Annotated in this window: 16 protein-coding genes; 2 read left to right on the top strand and 14 right to left on the bottom strand. The window is 42.4% G+C overall.

Annotated elements, in window-relative coordinates:
• Both HMPREF9423_RS09790 and HMPREF9423_RS09785 read right to left on the bottom strand, forming a co-directional pair.
• Positions 1-477, bottom strand: coding sequence for a PTS sugar transporter subunit IIB (locus tag HMPREF9423_RS09790; RefSeq protein WP_004250394.1), 477 nt, complete (start codon positions 475-477; stop codon positions 1-3).
• Positions 474-2,261 (bottom strand): glycoside hydrolase family 35 protein, encoded by a 1,788-nt coding sequence (locus HMPREF9423_RS09785; RefSeq protein ID WP_006149154.1) that lies wholly within the window; start codon positions 2,259-2,261, stop codon positions 474-476. Before HMPREF9423_RS09785 ends, HMPREF9423_RS09790 begins: the two co-directional genes overlap by 4 nt.
• Positions 2,262-2,583: 322 nt before the next feature.
• Here HMPREF9423_RS09785 and HMPREF9423_RS09780 point away from each other — a divergent pair, with 322 nt between their 5' ends.
• Together HMPREF9423_RS09780 and HMPREF9423_RS09775 are read left to right on the top strand one after the other, a co-directional pair.
• Positions 2,584-3,300, top strand: a complete 717-nt coding sequence (locus tag HMPREF9423_RS09780; protein ID WP_006149153.1) for a GntR family transcriptional regulator — start codon at positions 2,584-2,586, stop codon at positions 3,298-3,300.
• Positions 3,301-3,570: 270 nt separating this feature from the next.
• Positions 3,571-7,716, top strand: a complete 4,146-nt coding sequence (locus tag HMPREF9423_RS09775; RefSeq protein WP_006149152.1) for a family 20 glycosylhydrolase — start codon at positions 3,571-3,573, stop codon at positions 7,714-7,716.
• 152 nt (positions 7,717-7,868) lie between these two features.
• On the opposite strand, the gene purB is transcribed toward HMPREF9423_RS09775, so the two are convergent.
• From purB to purF, 12 genes are all read right to left on the bottom strand, one after another.
• Positions 7,869-9,167, bottom strand: a complete 1,299-nt coding sequence (gene purB, locus HMPREF9423_RS09770; protein ID WP_006149151.1) for an adenylosuccinate lyase — start codon at positions 9,165-9,167, stop codon at positions 7,869-7,871.
• Between the two features lie 13 nt (positions 9,168-9,180).
• Complete coding sequence (locus HMPREF9423_RS09765; RefSeq protein ID WP_233419435.1) at positions 9,181-10,047, bottom strand: hypothetical protein; 867 nt, start codon at positions 10,045-10,047, stop codon at positions 9,181-9,183.
• A gap of 145 nt (positions 10,048-10,192) precedes the next feature.
• Positions 10,193-10,432, bottom strand: coding sequence for a DUF6261 family protein (locus tag HMPREF9423_RS12780; RefSeq protein WP_006149148.1), 240 nt, complete (start codon positions 10,430-10,432; stop codon positions 10,193-10,195).
• Positions 10,433-10,474: 42 nt separating this feature from the next.
• A complete protein-coding gene (locus HMPREF9423_RS12450; protein ID WP_006149146.1) occupies positions 10,475-10,642 on the bottom strand; it encodes a hypothetical protein in 168 nt (55 codons plus the stop codon).
• A gap of 169 nt (positions 10,643-10,811) precedes the next feature.
• On the bottom strand, positions 10,812-11,489 hold the full coding sequence (locus HMPREF9423_RS09760; RefSeq protein WP_006149142.1) for a hypothetical protein: 678 nt from the start codon (positions 11,487-11,489) through the stop codon (positions 10,812-10,814).
• Positions 11,490-11,498: 9 nt separating this feature from the next.
• The gene (purK, locus tag HMPREF9423_RS09755) at positions 11,499-12,590 is read right to left on the bottom strand and encodes a 5-(carboxyamino)imidazole ribonucleotide synthase (protein WP_006149141.1); all 1,092 of its coding nucleotides are present in this window, start codon (positions 12,588-12,590) and stop codon (positions 11,499-11,501) included.
• Positions 12,577-13,068, bottom strand: a complete 492-nt coding sequence (gene purE, locus HMPREF9423_RS09750; protein WP_025170212.1) for a 5-(carboxyamino)imidazole ribonucleotide mutase — start codon at positions 13,066-13,068, stop codon at positions 12,577-12,579. Before purE ends, purK begins: the two co-directional genes overlap by 14 nt.
• Positions 13,069-13,258: 190 nt before the next feature.
• Positions 13,259-14,521 (bottom strand): phosphoribosylamine--glycine ligase, encoded by a 1,263-nt coding sequence (gene purD / locus HMPREF9423_RS09745; RefSeq protein WP_006149139.1) that lies wholly within the window; start codon positions 14,519-14,521, stop codon positions 13,259-13,261.
• 120 nt (positions 14,522-14,641) lie between these two features.
• Positions 14,642-16,189 carry a bifunctional phosphoribosylaminoimidazolecarboxamide formyltransferase/IMP cyclohydrolase gene (gene purH, locus HMPREF9423_RS09740; RefSeq protein ID WP_006155548.1) on the bottom strand — a complete coding sequence of 516 codons (1,548 nt, stop codon included), beginning with the start codon at positions 16,187-16,189 and terminating at the stop codon, positions 14,642-14,644.
• 15 nt (positions 16,190-16,204) lie between these two features.
• Positions 16,205-16,750, bottom strand: a complete 546-nt coding sequence (purN, locus tag HMPREF9423_RS09735) for a phosphoribosylglycinamide formyltransferase (protein WP_006149137.1) — start codon at positions 16,748-16,750, stop codon at positions 16,205-16,207.
• Entirely contained in the window at positions 16,747-17,769 is a 1,023-nt protein-coding gene (gene purM, locus HMPREF9423_RS09730) for a phosphoribosylformylglycinamidine cyclo-ligase (protein ID WP_006155543.1), read from the bottom strand. Before purM ends, purN begins: the two co-directional genes overlap by 4 nt.
• Positions 17,770-17,805: 36 nt before the next feature.
• Positions 17,806-19,248: an amidophosphoribosyltransferase gene (gene purF / locus HMPREF9423_RS09725; protein WP_006149135.1), complete on the bottom strand. Its 1,443-nt coding sequence runs from the start codon at positions 19,246-19,248 to the stop codon at positions 17,806-17,808.
• Positions 19,249-19,313: the final 65 nt, after the last annotated feature.

Here is a 19,313-nt window from a genome sequence, read left to right as displayed (position 1 = left end):
CTATTTTAATAAGCTCAAAAAGTCTGAAACTGGATCATTTGGAACCATTTGAGCAGTAAGTTTAACACCTTTTTCCGCCAATTTGTGGAAATCTTCTACGTCTTTATCTACAACGTTGATTGAACGTGTGATCGCACGTGTTTCTGGTGTTTGAGACATGTTGCCGACATTGACAGTTTCAAGTGGCACACCTGCTTCTACCAAACCGAGGAAACGGTCAGGTTTGCGTGCTACAATCAAAAGACGTTGGCTATCGTATTTACCAGCAAGGATATTCGCTGCTGCTTTATCAACTGGCAAAATACTAAGTTTTACACCTGGTGGTGTTGCAAGTTTCAAGCCGCTTTTTTCAACGTCGTTGTTCACAACATCATTGTCAACGACCATGATACGTGAAACATTCAGTTTAGCAGACCAAAGGTTTGCTACTTGTCCGTGAATTAAGCGCCCATCGATACGGCATCCTACAATTGTCATAAGTTTTCCCCCTTTATAAGTTTTAGTGTAGGTTTACAAGTTAAATGTATTTTTTCCTTATATTCCCCTTCTGTTTCAAAGATAATGATGCGGTTGGCACCTTCTTTGAGATAGCTATGCGGAATATAAAGAGATAAGGTTGGACCGACATTCCAGAAACGACCTAGGTGATGTCCGTTGATATAAGCAATCCCTTTACCAAACTCAGATAAGTCTAAGTAGGTATCTTTTGGCGCCTCAACTTCAAAGTCATAAGCGTAAAAGGCAGGTTGCCCTTCTGTCCATCCCTTAGAGAAATCAATATTCTCTGGGTTATCAAGAGGAAGTAGATATTGCTTCCAGTTGAGCAAGAAATGCAAATCTTTACAAACACCTGTGCGAATTCCTTTTCGCTGTGTATCTGCTAAGAATTTGTGTCCATAGTTGACACGCCCCATATTTTCAATAAGGATATCAAATCTAGAGAGCGCTTTCTTTTTGCCTTGATATAAAATATCTTCACCGATTTCTGTTTGGTACTGTGTTGCCACTCGTTTGCCATCGATAAAGAGTTGAGCTCTATCACGTCCGTCAATGATTCGAATGCGTTCTTCATCCGCATCCCAACTTGCTTCCGTACGATAGAGTAGGTAGCCGTAACCTTGTCCTAGCTCTTCCATTTTCTTAGGGTAGAGACTTTCAATCGGACTGGATAGGCTATCCAAGGTTTCGAAAAGAGAAACTTTCTCGACCAGTGGAATGTTTTCAACTTCCATACTCTCTTTGTAAAGCGGTTCAGATTGCGGATACTCAGGATAGTAAGTCGCCATCATTTCTTTCACTGCGAAATATTTAGCAGTTGGATTGCCAGCTTCATCAAGAAGAGCGTCATAATCATAAGATGTTACTTGTGGTAAATCAATGGTTCCTCGAGCTGAACAACCATTCATAAAACCAAAGTTGGTTCCGCCGTGGAACATGTAAAGGTTAATAGAGCCTTGCTCTAAAACCTCGTGGACAGCTTCTGCTAATTCCTCAGGTTCACGCTTGATGATTGGTTCTTTCCATCGATTAAACCAGCCATCCCAGAATTCCATACACATGAGTGGCCATTTCTTGCCGTGCTCATCAAAGAATTCTTGCATTTGTGAGAAATTATAAGCAGCCTTGGAACCAAAGTTCCCTGTCACAAAGAGATCATCCTCGATTAAGGTTCCAGCCTTAAGAGTTGCTCTCCATGGTCCATCTGATGTGAAAAGCGGACAAGTAACTGCTCGTTCTTCCATCAAACGTCGAATTTCCCTCAAGTATGTCTTGTCCTCACCATAAGATCCGTACTCATTTTCGACTTGCATCATGAGAATGTTCCCACCGTTTTCCAATAATCTCGGAACTAGACGTGGAAGCAACTGATCATAGTAGCGACCAACCATGTCAATGAAAGCTGGGTCAGATGACCGAATTCTCATATCCTTGGTCAAGAGCCATGCTGGTAAACCACCGAATTCCCATTCTGCACAGATAAATGGAGAAGGACGTACAATTGCATATAAGCCCAAATCTTGTGCAGTTTGAAGAAATCTCTCTAAATCAAGATTGCCTTCAAAGTTAAAGTTACCTTCAGCAGGTTCATGCATGTTCCAAGCAACATAAGTCTCAACCGTATTGAAACCTAGTGCCTTGAGGTTATACAATGAATGATGCCAATCTTCCGCAGGAACTCTAAAATAGTGAATGGCGCCAGACAAAATCTTGAATGGTTTCCCATCCAGATAGAAATCATCTTTAATTTCAAATCTTGCCATTCTTCCTCCCCTAAAAGCGAAAAGTTTGCGCTTTCATGTATTGTTATATCAACTATAAACTAATCGGGGATTAATGTCAATACTTTTTGAAATTTTCTTTAAAATTTTTCTATTTTTTTACTGAATCTTTTCTAAAACTCTTCTCAAATCCCATAAAATCAACATTCTGAAAAACTAATGAAATTAAGGAGGAAAACACGAATTATTTATATCTATCCTAAATTCTTATTCCGATATTTTAATTTTTTTAAGTGCTTTTCAGCTATTTTTAAGAATTTATGTTAAAATGATAAGTGGAGAAGAAAAAAAATGAGGTGAAAATATGGCAATTCCAAAGTATCAATACATTAAAGATGAATTGAAAAATAAGATCATTTCTGGTCAATTTGCTAGTGGAGATAAGTTCTACACTGAAGCAGAATTGATTTCCATGTATGATGTTAGTTCAATCACAGTCGTTCGTGCCTTGAACGACCTTGCCAAAGATGGATATATTGTCCGCCAACAAGGGAAGGGAACTTTCGTGGCTCGTGCACGTAAACATAAACTCGTTGAATTTTCTGATGTGGAAATCTTCGAAACAAAAGATGATAAAGTAACTGTTCTTTCTATCGAACGTGGGAACGATCTTAAATATTTAGAAAAACTTGGCCTACGCGGCGATCAATTCTATTATAAGATTGAACGTGTTCGTGAAACAAATGGCGTTATCTATATCTATCACAATTCATACATTCCTGAACAATACATCAATGCCAACTATCCAAATCTTGAATACTATAGTTCTATCTATACTCGTTTCAAATTGGACTACCACATTCACATGAATGACGAGCATTTTGAAGAAATTAACGAAATTGTATTTCCGACTCCAAAACATGCCGCTTCTATCCTAGGAATCGACACTAAATTCCCAACTGTCTTCCAAACTAAGACAACTCAGCTTGAAGCAACTGGCCAAGTTTTGGAATACATCGAAACTTATAAACGTTCTGATTTCTACAAAATTAAATTCATTTCTTGTGACCGTGGTCACTAATTTATAAAAATCCTGAGGCAACTGTCTCAGGGTTTTTATATACCCATTATAGCATCAGCTCCCTTCCCTGGAAATAGCATTTCAAGCAATTCTATAATTAGTAACCTTTTTACTAAAAAATAGTCAAAATTAGAAAAATACATCTTAATTTATAAATTATTCTATTTTTTATAGTAATTTCCTCAAAAACTTGACTTTATTTTAGTTAGAACATACAATAGAGTTAGTATGTGAAAACGCTATCAAAAATATAAAAGGGGAGGTTTTTTAATGAAACCAGAAAATAAACAGCGCTTCTCTATTCGTAAATATGCAATCGGAGCAGCTTCTGTATTGATCGGCTTTGCCTTTCATGCTCAAGCCGTTGCTGCTGACGGAGTCGTACCTGCTCCAACAGAAAATCAGCCTGCTGTCCAAACTACTGGAGAAGTCACTCCACCAACTAGTGAAGAAAAACTCGAGACTGCTCCAACAACAGAAAATGCTTCTCCAGCTACTCCAGTAGCAACTACTGAAGCTCCAAAAGTTGAAGTTGCTCCTGCACCTGTCTTAGAAAAAACTGTTGCAACCGAAGAAGCTCCAACAAAACCAGAAGTAACTGAAGAAGCTAAGCAGCCAGAACCAGAAAAGGTAGAAAACAAAGAAGTTGCTAAGGTCCAAGCACCCGCAGTCGCTACAGAACGAGCAGCTCAAGTGAATGAAAAACTGGCTAAAAAGAAAATTGTTTCTATCGATGCTGGACGCAAATACTTCTCTCCTGACCAACTAAAAGAAATCATCGATAAAGCCAAACACTATGGCTATACTGACCTTCACCTTTTGGTTGGAAATGATGGCTTGCGCTTTATGCTTGATGACATGTCTCTAACTGTTGGTGACAAGACTTATGCAAGTGACGATGTCAAACGTGCTGTTGAAAACGGAACGAATGCCTACTACAACGATCCAAATGGTAATCACCTAACTGAAAGCCAAATGACCGACTTGATTGGTTATGCTAAGAATAAAGGTATTGGACTTATCCCAACAGTCAATAGCCCAGGTCATATGGATGCTATCCTCAATGCCATGAAAGAACTTGGTATTGAAAAGCCTAACTTCAACTACTTTGGTAAAGAATCAGAACGTACAGTAGACCTTGACAACGAAAAGGCTGTTGCCTTCACAAAAGCTTTGATTGATAAATATGCTGCTTACTTTGCTGGCAAGTCTGAAATCTTTAACATCGGTTTGGATGAGTATGCTAATGATGCTACTAATGCCAAGGGATGGAGTGTACTTCAAGCCTATAAATGGTATCCAGAAGATGGTTTCCCAGACAAGGGTTATGATAAATTCATCGCCTATGCTAATGACCTAGCTCGTATCGTCAAATCTCACGGTCTTAAACCAATGGCCTTCAACGACGGTATCTACTATAATAGTGACACTACTTTTGGTACCTTTGATAAAGACATCATCGTGTCCATGTGGACTGGTGGCTGGGGCGGTTACGATGTTGCTTCTTCTAAATTACTAGTTGAAAAAGGGCATGAAATCCTTAACACTAACGATGCATGGTACTACGTTCTCGGCCGTAATGCTGATGGACAAGGTTGGTACAACTTGGACCAAGGTTTGAATGGTATTAAGAGTACACCGATTACTTCAGTTCCAAAAACTGAAGGTGCCGATATCCCTATCATCGGTGGCATGGTAGCTGCTTGGGCTGATACTCCATCTGCTCGCTACTCTCCATCTCGTCTCTTTAAGCTCATGCGTCAATTCGCAAATTCAAATGCTGAATACTTCGCTGCTGACTACGAGTCTGCTGAACAAGCTCTTAAAGAGGTGCCAACCGACCTTAGTCGCTATACAGCAGAAAGTGTTGCTACCGTTAAAGAAGCTGAAAAAGCCATTCGCTCTCTTGATAGCAACCTTAGCCGCGCTGAACAAGATAGCATTGACCAAGCCATCGCAAAACTCCAAGAAGCCGTTAGCAACTTAACCTTCACGCCAGAAGCACAAAAAGAGGAAGACGCTAAACGTGAAGTTGAAAAACTTGAGAAAAATAAAGTTATCTCAATCGATGCTGGACGTAAATACTTCACTCTAGACCAACTCAAACGTATCGTAGATAAAGCCAGCGAACTTGGTTACTCTGACCTTCATCTCCTCCTTGGAAATGACGGACTTCGCTTCCTCTTAGATGACATGACAATCACTGCAAACGGTAAGACCTATGCAAGTGACGATGTTAAAAATGCCATCATTGAAGGAACAAAATCTTACTACGATGATCCAAACGGAACAACCTTGAACCAGACTGAAATCACTGAGCTTATCCAATACGCTAAGGATAGAGGCATTGGAATTATCCCTGCTATCAACAGTCCTGGCCACATGGATGCTATGCTTGTCGCTATGGAAAAATTGGGCATTGCAAACCCTCAAGCTAACTTTGACAAGGTTTCAAAAACAACAATGGACCTTGAAAACGAAGAAGCAATGAACTTTACAAAAGCCCTTATCGGCAAATACATGGACTTCTTTGCAGGCAAGACTAAGATCTTTAACTATGGTACAGACGAGTATGCCAACGACGCTACTAACGCTCAAGGTTGGTACTACCTCAAGTGGTATGGACTCTATGGTAAGTTTGCAGATTATGCTAATGGTCTAGCTGCCATGGCTAAAGAAAAAGGTCTTCAACCAATGGCCTTTAACGATGGTTTCTACTATGAAGATAAGGACGATGTTGAGTTTGATAAAGATGTTATCATCTCTTACTGGTCTAAAGGTTGGTGGGGTTATAACCTTGCATCTCCTCAATATCTAGCAAGCAAGGGGTATAAGTTCCTTAACACTAACGGAGACTGGTACTATATCCTCGGTCAAAAACCTGAAGATGGTGGTGGTTTCCTCAAGAAAGCTATCGAAAACACTGAAAAAACTCCATTCAACCAGCTAGCTTCAACTAAATATCCTGAGGTTGATCTACCTACTGTTGGTAGTATGGTAGCTATCTGGGCAGATAGACCAAGCGCTGAGTACAAAGAAGAAGAAATCTTTGAGCTCATGACTGCATTTGCAGACCACAACAAAGAATACTTCCGTGCCGATTATAAGGCTCTACGCGATGAACTTGCTCAAATCCCTGAAAACTTAGAAGGATATAGCACAGAAAGTCTCGACGCTCTCAAGGCTGCTAAAGAAGCACTAAACTACAATCTCAACCGTAATAAACAAGCTGAGTTGGATACACTTGTAGCTAACCTTAAAGCAGCAAGACTTGGTCTCAAACCAGCTGCAACTCACTCAGGAAGCCTTGATGAAAATGAAGTTGCTGCCAACGTTGAAAACCGACCAGAGCTTATCACAAGAACGGAAGAAATCCCATTTGAGACTGTCAAGAAGGAAAATCCTAACCTTCCAGCAGGACAAGAAAAAGTTGTCACTGAAGGTGCCAAAGGTGAACGTACAATCTATATCTCAGTTACTACTGAAAATGGTAAGGAAACCGAAACAGTTCTTGAAGAAAAAGTCACAAAAGAAGCTGTCAACCAAGTGGTTGAAGTTGGAACTCCTGTCACTCATGTCGGCGACGAAGAAGGAGTTGCTCCTGTTGCAGATGCCAAACCACGTGTTGTGATAGAGAACGAAGAAATTCCGTTTACAACTATCACTCGTGAAACTGATGCCTTACCTAAGGGAGAAACTCGTGTCGTAACTGAAGGTGTTAAGGGACGTCGTAGTCATTTCTATTCTGTGTCTACTGCTGCTGACGGAAGCGAAGTGAAAACATTGGTTACTAGTGTTGTCGCTCAAGAACCAGTTACTCAAATCATCGAAGTTGGAACTCCTGTAACACATGTGGGAGATGAAAAAGGTCTAGCTCCTGTTGCGGAAGAAAAACCACGTGTTGTCATCGAGGACGAAGAAATTCCGTTTACAACTATCACTCGTGAAACTGATGCCTTACCTAAGGGAGAAACTCGTGTCGTAACTGAAGGTGTTAAGGGACGTCGTAGTCATTTCTATTCTGTGTCTACTGCTGCTGACGGAAGCGAAGTGAAAACATTGGTTACTAGTGTTGTCGCTCAAGAACCAGTTACTCAAATCATCGAAATTGGTACTCCTGTAACACATGTGGGAGATGAAAAAGGTCTAGCTCCTGTTGCGGAAGAAAAACCAGCACTAGAGATTCCAAATATACCGGCTCCTATTGCAGAAGAAAAACCAAAATTAGAGATCCCAAGTAAACCAGCTCCAGCAACTGTTCCTGCCGAGGAAAACAAAGCTCTTCCTCAAGCCCCAGCTCCTGTGGCAAAAGAAAATAAACTTCCTGAGACAGGAAGCCAAGGTTCAGAATGGTTGATTGCTACAGGTTTGATGGCTGCACTCACAGCATATGGACTTAGCAAGAAAAAAGATTAATACTCTTCGAAAATCGAATTCAAACCACGTCAGCTTCACCTTGCTGTACTCAAGTACAGCCTGCGGCTAGCTTCCTAGTTTGCTCTTTGATTTTCATTGAGTATAAGCACAAATAAAAAGCGAGATTCAATCTCGCTTTTTTTATTTTATGATTAGTCACCCAAACCAATACGTTCGAAAATTTCATCCACTCGTTTGGTGTAGTATGCAGGGTTGAAGATTTCATCGATTTCTTCTTGAGTGAGGCGTGAAGTCACTTCTGGATCGGCTTCCAAAAGTGGTTTAAAGTCTACTTGGTTGTCCCAAGAGTAGGCTGTTTTTGGTTGAACAAGGTCGTAAGCTTGCTCACGGGTCATGCCTTTTTCAATCAAGGTAAGCATAGCACGTTGACTGAAGATAAGACCGAAGGTAGAGTTCATGTTGCGGGTCATATTTTCTGGGAAGACGGTCAAGTTCTTAACGATATTTCCAAAACGGTTGAGCATGTAGTCAATCAAGATAGTCGTATCTGGTGTGATGATGCGCTCAGCTGATGAGTGAGAGATATCACGTTCGTGCCAGAGGGCTACGTTTTCATAAGCTGTTACCATGTGACCACGGATGACACGTGCAAGACCTGTCATGTTTTCAGAACCGATAGGGTTGCGTTTGTGAGGCATTGCTGAAGACCCTTTTTGACCTTTAGCAAAGAACTCTTCCACTTCACGTTGTTCAGATTTTTGCAGACCACGGATTTCAGTAGCCATACGCTCGATAGATGTTGCGATGCTGGCAAGAACTGCAAAGTACTCAGCGTGAAGGTCACGAGGAAGGACCTGTGTAGAGATTTCTTGAGCACGGATACCCAGCTTATCGCAGACGTATTTTTCAACGAATGGTGGGATGTTGGCAAAGTTACCAACCGCACCAGAAATCTTACCAGCTTCCACACCAGCAGCCGCATGCTCGAAACGCTCGATGTTCCGTTTCATTTCGCTGTACCAAGTAGCCAATTTAAGACCAAAAGTTGTAGGCTCAGCGTGCACACCGTGGGTACGTCCCATCATGATAGTGAACTTGTGTTCTTTCGCTTTGTCAGCGATGATGTTGGTGAAGTTTTCAAGGTCACGACGGATGATGTCGTTGGCCTGCTTGTAGAGGTAACCATAGGCAGTGTCCACCACGTCGGTAGAAGTCAAACCATAGTGGACCCACTTACGCTCTTCACCAAGCGTCTCAGAAACCGCACGCGTAAAAGCCACTACGTCATGGCGAGTCTCCTGCTCAATCTCCAAAATACGGTCGATATCAAAGTCCGCTTTTTCGCGAATCAAAGCCACATCTTCCTTAGGGATTTCTCCCAACTCAGCCCAGGCCTCGTCAGCCAAGATTTCCACCTCAAGCCAAGCACGGTATTTATTTTCTTCACTCCAAATATTCGCCATCTCAGGGCGAGAGTAACGGTTGATCATGTTGTTTCCTCCTTTAAAGCATTTCTTTCATCTTGAACAGGTTAGAATGAAAATTTTCAATTCTTTTTTCAAGTGCTTCAACAGTTTTTTCTTTACTATCGTTATAATAAATAGATAGTAATTGACTATCTTCCTTACTGATATCTTTCCGATTCTCATCAGGTAGACTATTTAATTTTTCTGATGCCATCGCAATCATGTCTACAATTCTAATTGAAGCATTAAAACCAATAGCAAAAATATTTTTCTTTTCTAAATCTTTCTCTTGAGATACCAAAAAATTATATGAAATAAATAGTAATTTTGAATAATCTTCAAAAAAGTATCTTGTGTTTCCAAACTCTCTTCTAATTTTTAGCGGAACTTCCTCAAGCTCTATTTCCCTCCACTTTTCTAGCAATTCTCCCATAGCATAATGTCTAGCAACGACATTCATTGTGTTTTGAACCCTTGAGTCACTCTGAATATATTCCTCAATACGATCAATATTTTCATATAAAAATTCTAATCCCTTCGGTAATCTTATTCGTCTTAACTCAAGCGCTGTTTTTTCTAGAGATTCCCCCATCTTTTCTTGTTTTGTATTCTGTGCATCTAAAATGTTTGTAATTTCTACAAAAGTTTCTTGCATTTGTTTCTGATTTTCTTCTTGTTTATCTAAACGTTGCTCTTGTAAAATCAGATCGTCTTTCCTTTCCAAACTCTCGACATGAAAAAGAAATAATGATATTAATACAGGAATCAACATACACAGTAATTGGATAAGGTAATCACCTAGTTTAGTTTCAAAGTTATTAACAATGCTATTCCAATAAGAACAGCTCAATATTATTAATAAAAGTGTAATTACGGCTGTAATTAAGTAAATTACTTTTTTCAAACTTCCTCCTCAACTCTTACCCTCTGGTTTTGTAACTTTCTTCTTCCCACTAGCCCTATATCTCTTCCTGATGGTGTTGAGTTGGGCTTTGAGATTTTGGTAGTCTTAGTGTTCGGGTTGGCCGTGGGATAGGACGGCGACTAGGTCAATGATGTAGTCGTAAGCGGCTTGCAGGGTTTGTTTTTGTTGCTTGCTTTGGCCAATCTTGTATTGGCTTGCTCGCTGAGGCGGGCTTTATAAACCGCAACGAATTTGCTTTGCGCAGCTTGGTGTAGGCTGCCTCCACCGCCTGTCCGTCAACATGAGCGTAGGCTTTTACAAAATTGACCAGCGTTTGGTAGGCATTGTCACGCTTTTGGTCGACCTCGTCCAAGTCCTTGACCACAGCCGATGCTGCTTTGCCCTTTGGCGCGCTCTGATAATTAGCCTAAGCCGTTTCCAGACGGCTAGCGTGAGTCGTGAGCAAGTGCTCCTGCTTGTGCTCCTTGGCAAAAGTTATCAAAGCTGAAACCGTGTCAGCTGTCAACTGCGAAAACTCAGCGGTTTTCAACTTCTCTGTCGACAGAGACTCAATCCCATAAGTTTTCAAATTCATCTATCGTCTCCTTTTTTTAAAAATATTATTTTCATAAATGATATGGGAGAAAATCCCAAAGGTTTCCCGCAAACAGAAACACATAGTCGGGAAGTTTCAGCGGTCTGATTCTGACGGGGAGGGATTGGGGAGGAGGAAGCAATTGATCACCTTTCATATCGTCTACTTATCAAAATCCCGAAATAAAATGATCTAAACTGTACGCAAGCTTCTTCCAAAATCCACCTATGATTATGTCATCTTCATCAATGTAAAGGCTGCTTTTTAAAATAGTATTTACAAATCGCATATCGTAAGTAAAGGCTTGAACAGCAAGATAATAACCTAGTAATCCTAAAATTATCAGAAACATCAACAATGCTAAAAAAACAACCAAATCATTTTGCAAACCAGCATTTTCATCAATTAACAGTTTTGAAAGTTCTTCTTTAGGAATAGAATCTTTAAAAAAATTAAGATAGGTTGTAGTCACAAATATTGAAATAGTTGCTAAAATACCACAACTCCAATTTGCAAAACTATTTATTTTTTTCAACGATAATTCTATATCAGAAATTAACATTTCCGTATGTTCTTCATTTAAAAAATATCCTTTTCTAAAAGCTATCGTTAAATTTTTAATATTAATTTTCTCAAAAAGAAAATTAAATCTATAAAGCACTCCCATAATTAATAATAAAGCAACAAGTCCCCCTGAGGAATCTGGATCTTGAACTCTACCAATTAGAAAAAGCGCATATAAAATCCCATACAATAATACATACTTCATAACTTTTCCCGTAAGGGAGTCAACTAAACCTATCTGGCTTCTTAATAATTTTTTGATCTCAAAATACTTTAATGACATACCTCTCCTCTAAAAATCCATCCCTTCCCCAAACTCCTCAACCTTATCCGGCACATCACTAAACAAAGTCACATGTCCCATTTTGCGGTTGTGCTTCGCTTCTATTTTACCATACATGTGGAGGTGGGCGCTTGGATTTTCTGTCACATATGTTTCAGCAGCCTCGACGTGTTGGCCGAGGACATTGAGCATAACGGCAGGCGCATGTAGTTTGATCGCTGGCAATGGTGCTCCGAAAACGCCCAAGATATGTGTGTCAAATTGTGAAAAGTCACAAGCTTCAATCGAGTAGTGGCCTGAGTTATGTGGGCGTGGAGCAATCTCATTGACAATGATGTCATCAGCTGTCGCAAACATTTCCACGCAAAGAGTTCCAGAGAGGTTAAGCTGTTCTGCAATTCGCACTGCCATGGCTTTGGCTTTTTCAGCTAAACTTTCTGAAATGCGAGCTGGCACAATGGTCTTAGACAGGATATTGTTGCGATGGATATTTTCCTGAACTGGGAAAAAAGTCACATCCTTGCCATTTCCAGACACGATGACAGAAATTTCAAGGTCAAAGTTGACAAATTCTTCCAAAACACAGTCTGCTGAGTCAGCTAGCGCATAGGCTTCTGCCAAATCTTCTGCTGAACGAATGACCTTTTGTCCATGCCCATCGTAGCCACCAGTCGCCGTCTTGAGGACATAGTTTTTCGACAGATCCATATCTGCCAAGTCTTGACTAGAAGTCACAACCTTGTAGGGTGCCACAGTGACTTTGGCCTTGTTAGAAAGAAAGTCCTTCTCAAAGATCCGGTTTTGGGAGATACGAAGTAGGTCGGTCCCTTGTGGGAGTTGTCCCTCCTTGATGACAGCATCCAAACCGTCAGCATCGACATTTTCAAACTCATAGGTAAGGACATCGCATCGCTCAGCCAGCTGACGTAGGGCGTTCACATCGTTATAAGGCGCCACGATGATTTCCGCTACACGAGATGCCGGGCAATCCGCCGCAGGATCAAGTGCAATGACCTTGTGACCCATGTAAATAGCAGAAATGGCCATCATCTGACCCAGCTGACCGCCACCGATAATTCCGATTGTTTTAGATGAGCTCATTTGTAGACTCCTCTGCAATTTTTCCTTGTTCTTCTGCAAAATCTGCTAAAGCTGTCGCGATAGCCTGATCCTCTACTGACAAGAGACGGAGGGCAAAGAGGGCAGCGTTAGTCGCACCTGCTTCACCGATAGCCATGGTTGCGACTGGCACACCACCTGGCATCTGAACGATAGAATAAAGAGAATCCACGCCACTAAGCGCACGTGATTTGACTGGTACACCGATGACAGGGAGGGTTGTTTTGGCAGCTACCATACCTGGCAAATGGGCTGCGCCACCCGCACCTGCGATGATAACCTTGATGCCACGGCTACGGGCTCCCTCCGCATGTCTAAACATGAGGTCTGGTGTACGGTGAGCGGAAACAACTTTCTTTTCGTAGACTACACCGAAGCGGTCTAGGACTTCTGCTGTTTTTTGCATGGTTGCCCAGTCGGATTTTGAACCCATGATGATGGAAATAATTGGTTTAGTCATAATTTTTCCTTTTTCTTCTTTTTTGATAATGGTCTTAGGTGGTGGGAACGGAAGCAAACCTTCGGTTTCATTCCTAAAATTTGAGCCTAAGGTCTCAAATTTTCCCTAGACCAGAACAGTATCTGTTCTGGTCTTTTCACCACGGCGACCATTGTCGTGTTTGGCGACTGCGTCGCCTTTTCTTATATCTTTATCTTATTGCCTTGCTTCCGATATCCGTACGATAGAAAAGGCCTTCTGTGTTTTGTTTGTCGAGTTGGCTATAGATGGTGTTTTGCCCGTCTTTGACGGTATCAGCTGTGGTAACCAGCATGTAAACACGGCCTCCGTTTGAAAGAAGGTCTTGTCCATTTTCAGCAAATTTAGCTCCGGCATAGTAAGTGATGATGTCGCCTTCTGTCTTGGTAGGAAGCTTGACACCTTTCTCATAAGCGAGTGGATAACCGTTTGATGCGACAACCACACCCAGAGTCACACCCTTGTCTGTCCAGGTGATTGTTGGCTCTTGGCCATCCAAAATGTCAGTGATATTTTGCGCAAAGTCAGATGTCAAACGAGGCAAGATGATTTGAGTTTCAGGATCTCCAAAACGAGCGTTGAACTCGATGACTTTGGGCCCATCAGCTGTCAAGATAAGACCGGCATAAAGTACACCAAGATAAGGACGACCTTCTTTAATCATGCCTTCGATGACTGGCTTGACAATGGTGTCAACCGCTGTGTCAACCACGCTCTGTGACAAGTGAGGAACTGGCGCATAGGCACCCATCCCACCAGTGTTGGGCCCCTTGTCCCCATCATAGGCACGTTTGTGATCCTGAGCTGTTGGCATGATGTAGAACTTGTCACCATTTACAAAGGCAAAAAGTGAAAATTCCTCTCCTGCAAGAAACTCCTCGATAACCACACGCGCACCTGAGTCACCGAATTTATTGTCCAAAAGCATCTCGTGAGCAGCTTCGACTGCTTGCTCGACTGTCTCCGCAACAACAACACCTTTCCCAAGGGCCAAACCATCAGCCTTGACTACGATTGGAGCGCCTTTTTCTTCGATATAGACCTTGGCTTCCTCGAAATCTGAGAAGGTCCCATAGGCTGCTGTCGGAACGTCGTATTTGACCATGATTTCCTTAGCGAAATCCTTAGACCACTCCAGCTCAGCCGCATCTTTAGTCGGACCAAAGGCTTTGAGACCATCTTTATTAAAATCATCCACGATACCAGACGCAAGGGCATCATCTGGCCCGATAAAGGACCAAGCAATATCGTTGGCTTTTGCAAACTCAATCAATTTAGAATGTTCGGAAATAGAGATGTTCACCAATTCCAGACCATCCAGAGTCATCCCGTCATTCCCAGGAGCTACAAAGACTTTTTCAACGTCTTTTGACTCAAGCAACTTCTTAGCAATGGCATGTTCACGACCACCCGAGCCGACAACTAACAGCTTCATCTTTCAACCTCTTTTGCGAATTATTTACTAATATTATACCATAAACGTTCGTTTTAATCTTGTTTCGTTTCGCTTTTAAAGCAAAAAAAGAAAGAAACTGTTTTCTTCCCTTTTGTTTTTTTAATGTCTAAAATGTCTCACGCCTGTGAAGACCATGGTCAAGCCGTATTTATCAGCAGCTTCGATAGACTCTTGGTCACGGACTGACCCCCCTGGCTGGATGATGGCCTTGATCCCTGCTTTGGCGATTTCTTCCACGTTATCCGCAAATGGGAAGAAGGCATCCGAAGCAAGGACAGCACCGTCGAGGCGATCTTTAGCTTGGTCAATAGCAATACGGACGGAAGCCACACGATTGGTTTGACCAGGGCCAACGCCAAGTGTCATGTGGTCATTAGTTACGATGATTCCGTTTGATTTGACATACTTGATGGCTTTCCAAGCAAACTCTAGAGCAGTCGCTTCTGTCTCTGTTGGTTGGCGTTTAGTAACCACTTGCCAGTCAGCGGGACTTTCTTTGACCACGTCTTGGTTTTGAACGAGGAGGCCTCCAACAACACCTGTGTATTCTGCTTCCACCTCGCTAGCGTCTTGGGCATCAAATGGCAAGGCAAGGATTCGCAAGTTTTTCTTTTTATTGGTCAAAATGGCTAGCGCTTCATCCGTATAGCTTGGCGCGATGATGATTTCAAGGAAAACACCATGCATCTTCTCAGCTGTCGCAGCATCTACTTCACGGTTGAGAACAACGATCCCACCGAAAATCGATACTGGGTCAGACTCATAAGCGTAATCCCAAGCTGTTTCGATGTCATCAGCTTGACCGATACCGCACGGGTTCATGTGTTTGAGAGCTACAACAGTTGGACGTTCTTTGAAATCGCGAATAATACGAATAGCAGCGTCTGCATCGCGAATATTGTTAAAGGACAATTCCTTACCGTTGAGCTGTTTAGCCGAAGCAATGGAGTAATCTGTCGGCAAGGCTTTTTGGTAGAAGTCCGCATCCTGCTGAGGATTTTCACCGTAACGCATTGGTTGCTTGAGGTCATAGGTCAAAGTGAGTTTTTCAGGTTTTTCTTCACCCACTTGAGCTGTGAAATATTCTGCAATCAAAGCATCGTAAGCAGCAGTGTGACGGAATACTTTTGCTGCTAAACGTTGGCGAGTTTCATAACTTGTTTCACCGTTTGCTGACAATTCGTCCAAAACCACAGCATAATCAGCAGGGTCTACTACAACTGTCACACTAGCGTGGTTTTTAGCCGCTGAACGAAGCATAGATGGCCCACCAATATCGATGTTTTCAACTGCGTCAGCGTAGGTCACATCTGGTTTGAGAATCGTTTCCTTGAAAGGGTAAAGGTTTACCACCACAAGGTCAATCAATTCGATATTATTGTCCTTGGCCGCTTGAAGGTGGCTATCCAAGTCACGACGAGCGAGAAGACCACCGTGGATATTTGGGTGAAGGGTCTTGACACGACCGTCCATCATTTCTGGGAAACCCGTCACATCATCAATCGCAATGGTCTCCACCCCAGAATTGTCAAGGACAACCTTTGTCCCACCTGTTGAGATAATGTCCCAACCAAGTTTTTTTAGTTCTTGGGCAAATTCAACAATGCCCGCTTTGTCTGAGACGCTGATTAAGGCGCGTTTAGTCATGTTTTTTCCTTTCATTTACTTATACAACAATTCTCTAATAACCTCTGGATACAACTTATACTCTGCCTCATGAATGCGAGCTTCAAAGCTTTCGATGGTATCAGCAGATAGACGTGGCACACGGACTTGTTTGATGACCTTGCCTGTATCCACACCAGAGTCCACCCAGTGAATGGTGACGCCGCTCTCAGCAACCCCAGCATTCCAAGCGTCCTCAATCCCATGAGCTCCTGGAAATTCTGGCAGGTAGGCCGGATGAATGTTGATAATTCGACCCTCATAAGCTGCCAATAAGGTTGACCCAACGATTTTCATGTAGCCAGCGAGGCAAACCAAGTCAATCTGGTGTTCTTCCAAGAGTTCGACAAGAGCAGCTTCGTAGTCCGCCTTGTTCTCAAACTCCTTGAGTTCAAAAGCATAGGACAGGACGCCGAGCTTTTCTGCACGCTCGAGCACATAGGCGTCACGATGGTCTGAAAAGACAAACTCTACCGGAAATTCTTCGGCAATCACCTGAAAATTCGAGCCATTACCAGAGGCAAAAACCGCTATTTTTTTCATTTGATGATGACACTTTCGTTTTCTTTCTTAACGATGCGACCAATTTCATAAACTGGTTCATCCAACAATTCCTTGACGCGACCTACATTTTCAGGGCTAACTGCCAGCATAAGTCCCACACCCATATTGAAGATTTCAAACATTTCTTCATGCTTGATTTCACCATATTTTTCAAGGGCTTTGAAAATTGGAAGAACTGGAACTTTGCTTTCCTCAATCTCTGCAGCCAAATCATCTGAGAACATACGTGGCACATTTTCGATGAAACCACCACCTGTGATGTGGGCAATTCCGTTAACCAATTCTTCTTTGATGAGTGGCAAGACAGCCTTGACATAGATGCGAGTTGGCTCAAGAAGAACCTCCTTGAGTTTCTTGCCTTCCAATTCTGGGAGAACTTCTTCCCCTGTGTAATCAGCAAAGACACGACGCACAAGTGAGTAACCATTTGAGTGGATACCGCTTGAAGCAAGCCCAAGGATCACATCGCCTGCAGCTACTTTTGAACCATCGATGATTTGAGATTTTTCTGCAACACCGACTGCGAAACCAGCCAAGTCATAGTCGTCTTCGCCATACATACCGGGCATTTCAGCCGTTTCTCCACCGATAAGGGCTGCACCGGCTTGTACACACCCTTCGGCTACACCAGCAACGACTTGTTCCAATTTAGCTGGTTCATTTTTCCCAGTCGCCACATAGTCTAGGAAGTAGAGGGGCTCCGCTCCTGCAGCGATGATATCGTTGACACACATAGCCACACAGTCTTGACCGATGGTATCGTGTTTGTCGTACTTGATAGCAAGCATGAGTTTAGTACCGACACCATCTGTACCTGAAATCAAAACAGGTTCTTTGACACCTATTTTTGAAAGGTCAAACATACCACCGAAACCACCAAGAGCTCCCATAACACCCGCACGTTCCGTATGAGCAACGTGTTTTTTAATTCGTTCAACAACTTCATAACCCGCTTCAACATCTACACCAGACTGCGCGTATGCATTTTTATTCGTCATTTGTTTTTTCCTTTTCCTTTCCTTCAATGGGGAATTTTACTTGTAAAAACTCGTTTTTTCTTCTAAACTTCTACGATATTCTTCTTCATAGTCATAGAGAGGAGTTGGATATTTCCCATCAAAGTAAGCCACACAGAGACCGCCATTTGGCGCATCTGTTTCAATGCCGATAGAATCAATCAAGCCATCAATAGAAAGATAAGTCAGACTATCCGCACCAATGATTTGGCAAGTTTCCTCAACAGTATGATTGGCCGCAATCAGCTCCTGACGTGTCTGGATATCAATCCCGTAAAAACATGGATAGGCAAGAGCAGGACTCCCGATGGCAACGTGTACTTCTGATGCCCCCGCTTCTTTCAAGAGTTGGACAATACGACGAGATGTCGTGCCTCGTACAATCGAATCATCAATCATGACAACGCGTTTGCCTTTAACAACACCAGAAACAGCAGATAACTTCATCCGAACCCCTTGCTCACGTAATTCTTGAGTCGGCTGGATAAAGGTCCGTTGCGTATATTGGTTCTTGATGAGCCCCATTTCATTTGGTAGACCTGATTCTTCGGCAAAGCCCATCGCTGCGCTTAGTGAGGAGTTTGGCACCCCGACTACGATATCAGCTTCATACTTGAACTCACGTGCCAGTTGAGCTCCCATTCTCTTACGAGCCGTATGGACATTGACTCCGTGGATATTGGAGTCAGGACGTGCGAAGTAGATATACTCCATGGAACAGATAGCCAACTGAGTATCGTTTGTATAGCTATCATACTGGATGCCATTGTCATCAACAATGACAATCTCGCCTGGTTTTACGTCGCGAATCCACTCAGCACCGATGACTTCAAAGGCACAGGTTTCAGATGAAACCACTACAGCTCCATTAGCCATTTTCCCGATTGACAGAGGTCGGAAGCCATTTGGATCAAGCGCTGCAATTAACTTATCTTCAAACATCAAGAGATAAGCAAAACCACCTTTGACAAGACTGAGCGCTTCTTTGACTCTCCCCAGCAGGCTAGGATTGTGACTTCGGCGAATCAAGTGAGCCAAGATTTCTGAATCAGAAGTCGAGCTAAAGATTGCCCCTCTTTGTTCCAATTCTTGCTTGAGAGATTCTGCATTGGTCAAATTCCCATTGTGAGCCAAACCAAACTGCATATCGTGAAAACGGAAGAGGAAAGGTTGGATATTGTCTACAGAAGCTTCTCCCGCAGTCGCATAACGCACATGCCCAATCGCTCCAGTTCCTGTCAATTTATCTAAATTAGCAGGATTTTTGAAGACTTCTGATAAAAGCCCCATATCACGATGACGCTTCAATTGTCCATGATCATTGGAGAGGATTCCTGCACCCTCCTGACCACGGTGCTGAAGACTATGGAGTCCAAAATAGGTCAATTTGGCAGCGTCTGGGTGACCCCAGATACCAAAAACACCACATTCTTCATTAAGAGATTTTACTTCGTATGTCATTTTATATACCTAATTTTTATTTGTGTATCATTCCTTAACGATACCAGAGCGGAATGATACGGCAG

This window comes from Streptococcus infantis ATCC 700779, assembly GCF_000187465.1.
GTDB classification, from domain to species: Bacteria; Bacillota; Bacilli; order Lactobacillales; family Streptococcaceae; genus Streptococcus; species Streptococcus infantis.
The sequence above is the reverse complement of the archived record's forward strand: the minus strand, read 5'-3'. Positions and strand labels throughout refer to the sequence as shown.